General features: G+C 52.4%; 1 protein-coding gene. It reads right to left on the bottom strand.

The window, feature by feature from the left end; all coding sequences use genetic code 11:
* Positions 1-3,604 (bottom strand): condensation domain-containing protein (locus D328_RS29910; RefSeq protein ID WP_018888327.1); only part of this gene is annotated, 3,604 nt, incomplete at both ends.

Raw genomic sequence — 3,604 nt, 5'->3', positions numbered from 1 at the left:
CATCCGTCCCATCCAGGACGAGCATACGTCCATCAAATGCTACTTTATCTGCCAGATGACGCTGAGTCAGCAGCAGCTGTGCTCCTGAGTCCTCCAGCATGTAGCGAATTCGCTCCTCTGGATACGTCGGGTCAATTGGCACATACGCACCGCCGGCCTTCAGGATCGCGAAGATGCCTACGATCATGTCCACCGAGCGCTCGGTCATGAGACCGACCAACTGATCCTTCGTGACTCCTTCATGACGCAGCGTTCGCGCCAGACGGTTCGCTCGCTCATTCAGCTCGCGGTACGTCAGCTGCTCTCCTTCGCAGAACAGAGCTGGTTGCTCTGGAGTCTGCTCTGCCTGCGCCTCGAACAAGCCGTGAATCGTCTGCTCACTCGGGTAAGCCACAGTCGTATCTCCCCAGGTGTCAAGGATCTGTCTACGCTCTGGCTCTGTGACGATTTCCAGTTCATTCACTCGAATATCCGGGTTCCCTGCTACCTGCTCCAGCAGATGAACAAGATGTCCTTGAATCCGTTCCACCGCTAAGCGGTCATACAGTCCTGCGTTGTATTCGAATCGGATCTTCATTGCTTCCTGTGGCATAACGACCAGATTGAAATCATAGTTCGTCTGCTCCACCATGCCAGCGTTGCTAATGGCAAAATCCGATTCTGCCCCTTCACCGAGTTGCTCGACCTGCTGCTCCACCGGATAGTTCTCAAATACGAGAATGTGGTTAATCAGGTCTTGCTTTTGCTCCGTCAGAGCTTGAATTTCATAGAGCGGGTATGTCTCATAGGCCTGTGAGCGAAGCGCCTGCTGCTGTGTGCCCTTCATCAATTCAGCAAAGCTGTCCTCAGCTCCACCTCGAATCCGTACCGGAATCGTGTTAATGAAGAGGCCTACCATATGTTCAATCCCTGGAATATCAGCCGGACGACCGGATACTACGCTGCCGAATACAGCGTCATCACTGCCGTTATACTTTTGAAGCAACAAGCCCCATACGGTCTGCAGCAGTGTATTGATGGTCACATGATGCTGCTTGGCAACCACGTCGATGCGGGCAGTAAGATCCTTACCGAGATCACAAAGGATATGCTCAAATTGAGCTTGTTCCACTTTTTCCACTTTGACAGCTGCGCCACCCGTAGGAATCACTGCCTGCTGGTCATAGCTGAATAGATACTGGTTCCAATAGGAAGCTGCTTCTAGATCGTCCTGCTCTTCCAGCCACTCAATATATTGATGATATGGAGTAACCGGTGACAACTTCGGCGCTCGCTGCTCCACCGCAGCAAAATACACCTCAAATACTTCATCTGTCACCAGTGCCACACACCAGCCATCCATCAGAATATGATGGGAGCTCCACACAAAGCGATAATCCTGATCGCTGGTCTGTATGATCGCTACACGCATCAACGCATCACGAGATAGATCAAAGCCAGATTGCTTATCCTGACGAATGTATTCCTGTAGGAACACCTCTTGCTCCTGTGCGCTAAGATGACGCAGATCCTCATGGCTGAACCCAATTTCCTTATGGCGGAAAATAACCTGTACAGGCTCATCCTGCCAGCCGCTGTAGAAATTCGCTCTGAAAATCTCGTGACGCTGCGCCAAATGCTGCAGGCTATCCCGGAACAGCTGCACATTGAAACGTCCATGCAGATCAAACGTCGTCTGTTCAAAGTAAGCCCCGGACCCGGCATCCAGCAGACTGTGGAACAGCATGCCTTTTTGCATCGGTGTCAGCGCGTAGACATTTTCCAACTCGCCGATATCTCGCGTCTGCGTTATCAATTGATCAAGCTCTGTCATCGTTACGTTCTTCAGCATGATATCGCTTGGAGTCAGCTCCGTCTGTTCACGCGTCACGCAGTGCTCCAGGATCTCCTGCAGACTGGTTCTCAGCCCATCCGCAAGCTTTTCCATCGTGTCAGCCTGGTACTCTTGATGACTGTAGCTAATCGTCAATTGCAGCTCACCATTGGAGATCAAACCATTGATGTCCAAGGCATAGGCTCTTGCCTGCAATGCACTGTGCTCGCTTCCGCCAGCATACGGAGATACCTGAATCGAGCCCTGTGGAACGTCCTGATCAAATTGACCCAGATAGTTGAAACTGATCTCTGGCTCTACTGTAAAGCTCTCCTGCACGTCAAGCGCGGACAGGTATCTTAATATGCCGTAGCCAATGCCCTTTTGCGGAATATGACGGAGCCCTTCCTTCACCTGCTTAATTTGCTTGGAGAGGTCCTCGCATGCTGCCATATTCAGAACTACCGGGAATTGAGTCGTGAACCAACCCACCGTTCGTGAAATATCAATATCCTGCACGATGCCTTCACGGCCATGTCCCTCTAGACTCACAAGTACTCGCTCGATGCCAGCCCAGCGCTGAATGGACATGCCCAGCGCAGTAAGCAGCAGATCGTTTACATCTGTACTATAGGCTCGATGTGCCTGCTTGAGCAGTTGCTCTGTCTCCTGCGCTGTACAACTGATTGTCACCGTCTTGCTATCCCTGTTCAAGGAATACGGCTGCGGTGTATCCTTCGGAAGTGCCTCATAGCTACCTGACTCTATATCCTTCCAGAACTTCAGCTCGGCTGCTGCTGCTTCACTGTCTGCATAGCGGGCTTGCTCCTCAGCCCAGGTACGGAATGAATCTGACTTGTTCGGAAGCGAGATCACTTGTCGGTTCGAGGCTTGCTCGTAAGCTGCCGTAATATCCTCGAACAGAATCCGCCACGATACTCCATCCACCACCAAGTGATGAATGGCAATCAGCAGGTGGTCGCCATCTGCGCAATGGAACAGCCCCAGTCTTACTAGTGGTCCAGCGCTCAGGTCTATACTGGATTGAATATCGTTCGCCTTGGCCTCGATGATGGGAGCAAGCTCCGTCTCCGCTCTTAGATCAATTGCCTCTAGTGTGTACAGCTCGCCTTCACCAACTGCACGGTTATACGCTTCATAGCCGTGCTCAGCCAGACGGAATACGGTACGCAGAGCATCATGATGACTTACCACATGATTCATGGCTGTACGTAGCACCTTCTCATCAAAACCATCCGGGTTGTACAGCATGACGGACTGGTTATGGTGATGCGCTTCTGCAAAATGCTGCTCAAAGAACCAATGCTGAACCGGGGTGAGCTTCACAGCTCCCTGTACTTCACTCTGATCTGCCAGTCTGGTCACCGATTGTACTCTTGGTGACAAGGCCGCCACCGTCGGATGGCTGAACAGGTCCTTCATCTCCATTCGGTACCCAGCCTGCAGGAGTCGTGACGACACCTGTAGCGCCTTGATGGAATCTCCACCTAGCTCGAAGAAATTGTCCTGCGTACCGATGGCTTCCATGCCCAGTACACCAGCCCAAATCTCTGCCAATACCTGCTCCACCGCTGTGCGTGGTGCAACATAGGCTGCACCGGTATGGATGCTACCCTCCGGCTCCGGCAACGCCTTGCGGTCAATCTTGCCGTTCGCCGTCAGTGGAATGGCCTCCAGACGCATCAAGCGTGCAGGCACCATATGCGCAGGCAATCCAGCCTCCAGCTCGGCTTGAATATGCTGGCTGTTCACCTCGTGTTCACTCGTAAA

Source organism: Paenibacillus massiliensis 2301065 = DSM 16942, assembly GCF_000377505.1.
GTDB classification, from domain to species: domain Bacteria; phylum Bacillota; class Bacilli; order Paenibacillales; family Paenibacillaceae; genus Paenibacillus; species Paenibacillus massiliensis.
The sequence above is the reverse complement of the archived record's forward strand: the minus strand, read 5'-3'. Positions and strand labels throughout refer to the sequence as shown.